At 72.5% G+C, this 5,282-nt stretch carries 3 protein-coding genes; all 3 read left to right on the top strand.

Features of this window, described 5'->3' with window-relative positions:
* A partial coding sequence (locus IE312_RS39235; protein WP_229899325.1) for an ATP-binding SpoIIE family protein phosphatase occupies positions 1-1,606 on the top strand: 1,606 nt, incomplete at its 5' end.
* A gap of 230 nt (positions 1,607-1,836) precedes the next feature.
* Positions 1,837-2,955 (top strand): glycoside hydrolase family 12 protein, encoded by a 1,119-nt coding sequence (locus IE312_RS08225; protein WP_189979816.1) that lies wholly within the window; start codon positions 1,837-1,839, stop codon positions 2,953-2,955.
* Between the two features lie 106 nt (positions 2,956-3,061).
* On the top strand, positions 3,062-5,239 hold the full coding sequence (locus IE312_RS08220) for a glycoside hydrolase family 3 N-terminal domain-containing protein (protein WP_189979813.1): 2,178 nt from the start codon (positions 3,062-3,064) through the stop codon (positions 5,237-5,239).
* Positions 5,240-5,282: the final 43 nt, after the last annotated feature.

Here is a 5,282-nt window from a genome sequence, read left to right as displayed (position 1 = left end):
CCGGCTGGCCGACGTCGTGACCGTGGAGCTCCTCGACTCCGTGCTGCGCGGCCAGGAGCCCACGAGTGCGGTGCGGGAGATGCGCCGTACCGCGCTGCGCGCCTCACGGGACGGGCATCCCCTCCAGCCGGTGGGGGACCCGATCCGCTTCGTGATGGCCGACACGCCGATGGTCTCGGCGCTGCGCCAGGGCAAGGCCGTGCTGGTGCCCGACCTGCACAGCGCGCAGGACTGGCGGGCCCAGGATCCCGAGGGGGCGCTGCGGGCCCTGGAGTACGGCATCCGGTCGCTGATCACGGTGCCGCTGCGGGCGCGCGGGGTGGTCCTCGGCATGGTCAACTTCTGGCGCGGCGCCACGTCTCCCCGGTTCGACGAGGAGGACGTCGCCGTGGCCGAGGAACTGGTGGCCCGGGCCGCGGTGGCGATCGACAACGCGCGCCGGTACTCGCGCGAGCACGCCCTGGCCATGACGCTGCAACGGAACCTGCTCCCGGTGGGCCTGCCGGAGCAGAACGCCCTGGAGATCGCCTCGCGCTACCTGCCCGCGCAGTCCGGCGTGGGCGGCGACTGGTTCGACGTCATCCCGCTGCCCGGCTTCCGGGTCGCGCTGGTCGTCGGCGACATCGTGGGGCACGGGCTGCAGGCCGCGGTGACCATGGGGCGGCTGCGCACGGCCGTGCTGAACTTCTCCTCGCTCGACCTGGCCCCGGACGAACTGCTGGGGCACCTGGACGAGATGGTGACCCGGCTGGACACCCAGGGCGGCCCCACCGACGACGACCGGGTGCCGCTGACGGGCGCCACCTGCCTCTACGCCATCTACGATCCGGTCGGCGGGCACTGCACCCTGTCCCGCGCCGGGCACCTCGCGCCGGCCGTGGTGGATCCCGGGGGCACGGTCACCTTCCCCGACCTCCCCCTGTCGCCGCCCCTGGGGGTGGGCGGCCACCCCTTCGAGGCCGGGGAGCTGGACCTGCCCGAGGGCAGCCGGCTGGTGCTGTTCACCGACGGGCTGGTCGAGGACCGCGGACGGGACATCGACGAGGGCCTGGAACTGCTCTCCTCGGCCATCGCCCACGTGGACCGGACACCGGAGGAGACCTGCCGGGCCCTGGTGGAGACGATGCTGCCCGGGCACCCCCGGGACGACGTGGCGCTGCTGGTCGCCCGGACCCGGCTGCTTTCTCCCTCGTCCGTCGCGACCTGGGACGTGCCCTTCGACGCCGAGGCGGTGCCCCGGGTGCGCAGGGAGGTGAGCCGGCGGCTCGCCGACTGGGGCCTGGAGGGCATGGCGTTCGCCACGGAACTGATCGTGAGCGAACTGCTCACCAACGCGATCCGCTACGGCGCGCCGCCCGTGCGGGTCAGACTGCTGCTGGGCCGCACGCTGGTCTGCGAGGTGTCCGACGGCAGCAACACCTCGCCCCGGCTGCGCCGCGCGGCCAGTACCGACGAAGGAGGCCGGGGGCTGTTCCTGGTCTCGCAGTTCGCGGACCTCTGGGGCACCCGGTACGCCTCGCGGGGCAAGGTGATCTGGACCGAGCAGAGCCTGGACACCGTCCCGGAACCGGACCCGTCGGTCCTGTTCGACGCCATGGGCCTGTGACCGGGCGCGGACCGCGGTTTCCGGGAGCGCTCCAAAAACAGCGGCTTCCGGGGCAGGTCCCGCCGCGACCTGCGTCTTCGAAAGCGCTTCGATAATCGTCGCGCCGCCGGGCTTGTCAGGGACATGGACTGTCCCTACAGTCCCTGCCCAACGGGGAATGGGAGCGCTCCCATTCCTGAGCCGCCGGGAGCGCTCCCGTACTCCCCCCACCGTCATGTGAAGGGACCCGCATGCGACCGTCCAAGCACCCTGTCCGTGGCAGGCGCGGCCTGCTGGGCGTGCTCCTCACCGCGCTCGCCGCCGTGGCGGCGCTGCTCACCGTCACCCCGGCGGCCCACGCCGACACCACGATCTGCGAGCAGTACGGGTCGACGACGATCCAGGGCCGCTACGTCGTCCAGAACAACCGCTGGGGCACCGCCGAGACCCAGTGCGTCACCGCCACCGACTCGGGATTCCGCGTCACCCAGGCCGACGGATCGGTGCCGACCAACGGCGCCCCGAAGTCCTACCCGTCCGTCTTCAACGGCTGCCACTACACCAACTGCTCGCCCGGAACCAGGCTCCCGGCCCGGCTGAGCGGCATCTCCGGGGCGCCCACCAGCATCTCGTACAGCTACGTGAGCAACGCGGTGTACGACGCCGCGTACGACATCTGGCTCGACCCCACGCCCCGCACCGACGGCGTGAACCGGACCGAGATCATGATCTGGTTCAACAAGGTCGGCCCCGTCCAGCCCGTCGGCTCGCAGGTCGGCACCGCGACGGTCGCCGGACGGCCGTGGCAGGTGTGGGCCGGCAACAACGGCTCCAACGACGTGCTGTCCTTCGTCGCGCCGTCGGCCATCGGCAGCTGGAGCTTCGACGTCATGGACTTCGTCCGGCAGGCCGTCTCCCGGGGCCTGGCCCAGGACAGCTGGTACCTGACCAGCGTGCAGGCGGGCTTCGAACCGTGGCAGAACGGCGCCGGTCTCGCCGTGACCTCGTTCTCCTCCTCGGTCGAGACCGGCAGCGGCGGCCCCGGGACACCGTCGGCCTGCAAGGTGGCGTACACGCCGAACGTCTGGCAGGGCGGTTTCAGCACCGACGTCACCGTCACCAACACCGGCTCCTCCCCCGTCGACGGCTGGAAGCTGGCCTTCACCCTGCCCGCGGGACAGCAGATCGGCAGCGCCTGGGGCGCCGGCGTGACGCCGTCCTCGGGGGCCGTCACGGCGAGCAACCTCGCCTACAACGCGCAGATCCCGCCCGGCGGCCAGGTCTCCTTCGGCTTCCAGGGCACCTACGGCGGCAGCTTCGCCAAGCCGGCCGGTTTCAGCCTGAACGGCAGCGCCTGCACCACCGCGTGACCCACCCGCTCCGGGACCCGCTCGTCCCGCCCCGCCGATCGGGCGGGTCCCGGCTCCACACCAGCGCCGCCCCGCCCCCGGACCGCTCCAGGAAAGGCCCGCCCGCATGAGCCTCCTGCTCGCCCGCCGCCGCCCGGTGACGGCCCTGGCCGTGTGCGCCGCGGCCCTGGCCCTCGCCGTGCCGGCCGTCGCCGCACCGGAGCCCGTGGCCGCCCCGGCCGCCCTCCTCCCCTACCAGGACGCGTCCTTACCCGTGCCGGACCGGGTCACCGACCTGCTGTCGCGCATGACGCTGGACGACAAGCTCGGCCAGATGACGCAGATCGAGAAGGACGCCCTCGTCCCGCAGTCCGACCTCGCCGCCTACCGCATCGGGTCCGTGCTGTCCGGCGGTGACTCCACCGTCAGCCCCAACAACGCCCGGACCTGGGCCGACACCTACGACTCCCTGCAGCGCACCGCCCTGACCACCCCGCTCGGCATCCCGATGATCTACGGCATCGACGCCGTGCACGGCCACAACGCGGTCCGCGGAGCCACCCTGTTCCCGCACAACATCGCGCTCGGCGCCACCCGTGACCCCGCGCTCGTCCAGCGGATCGGGCGGGCGGTGGCCGAGGAGGTCTCGGGCACCGGCATCGACTGGGACTTCGCGCCGTGCCTGTGCGTCGCCCGCGACGACCGGTGGGGCCGCACCTACGAGTCCTACGGCGAGACACCCGAACTGCCCTCCGCCCTCACGACCTTCATCACCGGGCTGCAGGGCGACACGCTGGGCGCCGGACCGGCGTCCGTGCTCGCCACCGCCAAGCACTACCTCGGCGACGGCGGCACCTCCGGCGGTGTCGACCAGGGCGACACCAAGGTCTCCGAGGCCGAGCTGCGCGCCGTCCACCTGCCCCCGTTCAAGGAGGCGGTACGGCGCGGCGTGGGCGCGGTGATGCTGTCGTACAGCAGCTGGAACGGTGTGCGGTCCCATGCCGACAAGTACCTGGTGACCGACGTGCTGAAGGGCGAGCTCGGCTTCACCGGGTTCGTCGTCTCCGACTGGGCGGCGGTCGACCAGCTCGACGGGCAGAGCGGTTTCACCGGCGCCGAGATCAGTACGGCGGTGAACGCGGGCGTCGACATGGTGATGGTGCCGCACGACTACAAGAAGTTCCTCACCCTGCTGCGCGGCGAGGTCACCGCCGGCCGCGTCGCCGTCTCCAGGATCGACGACGCCAACCGGCGCATCCTCACCAAGAAGTTCCAACTGGGCTTGTTCGAGCAACCGTTCACCGACCGCTCGTACACCGCGACGGTCGGTTCGGCCGCACACCGGGAGCTGGCCCGGCAGGCGGTGCGCGCCTCGCAGGTGCTGCTCAAGAACGACGGCGGTGTGCTGCCCCTGCCGAAGTCGGCCAAGCTGTTCGTCGCCGGCAAGTCCGCCGACGACATCGGCAACCAGAACGGCGGCTGGACCGTCGGCTGGCAGGGCCGCAGCGGTCCCGTCACCGACGGCACCACGATCCTGCAGGGCATCCGGTCCGCCGTCACCGACCCGTCCCGTGTCACCTACGACCGCTACGGCAACGGCATCGACTCCGGTTACCGTGCCGCTGTCGCCGTGGTCGGCGAGACCCCGTACGCCGAGGGCCGCGGCGACCGGCCGGGCGGCCTCGGACTGGACCAGGAGGACCTGGCGACCCTGGCCCGGCTCAAGGCGAGCGGGGTGCCGGTCGTCGTGGTCCTCGTCTCCGGCCGTCCGCTGGACGTGTCCGACCGGCTGCCCGACTGGAAGGCGCTGCTGGCGTCCTGGCTGCCCGGCACGGAGGGCGCCGGCGTGGCCGACGTCCTGTTCGGTGACTACGCCCCCACCGGCAGGCTGCCGGTGAGCTGGCCGAGGACGTCCGCCCAGGAACCCGTCAACGACGGTGACGGCAAGGACCCGCTCTTCCCCTACGGGTACGGACTGACGTACTCCGGCACCGGTCCCGCACCGGCGCCCGGAGCGTGCACCGCACGGTTGCGCACCACCTCGTCCTGGCAGGGCGGTTACCAGGCGGAGGTCACCGTCGAGAACAGCGGTACCGCCACGCTGACGGGCTGGTCGGTGCAGTGGGAACTGGGCGGCTCCCGCGTCACCAGCCTCTGGAACGGCTCGCTCAGCACGGCCGACGGCCGGGCCACGGTCCGCAACGCCGCCTTCAACGGCGCCCTGGCGCCCGGCGCCACCACCTCGTTCGGCTTCACCGCGGACGGTACCGCCGGCACACCCGTTCCGCACTGCACCGGTTACTGAGCGCGCCGGTCCCGGCCGTCCGGCGCGCTCCCGACACCCCCGC

The sequence above is a fragment of the Streptomyces capoamus genome (assembly GCF_014654935.1).
GTDB lineage: Bacteria > Actinomycetota > Actinomycetes > Streptomycetales > Streptomycetaceae > Streptomyces > Streptomyces capoamus.
This window is presented reverse-complemented; position numbering and strand designations above follow the sequence as displayed.

What these genes read in the sequence shown, in the direction of transcription:
- IE312_RS08225 (WP_189979816.1), top strand. Translation starts at nt 1,837, where the DNA reads ATGCGACCGTCCAAGCACCCTGTCCGTGGCAGGCGCGGCCTGCTGGGC.
- IE312_RS08220 (WP_189979813.1), top strand. Translation starts at nt 3,062, where the DNA reads ATGAGCCTCCTGCTCGCCCGCCGCCGCCCGGTGACGGCCCTGGCCGTG.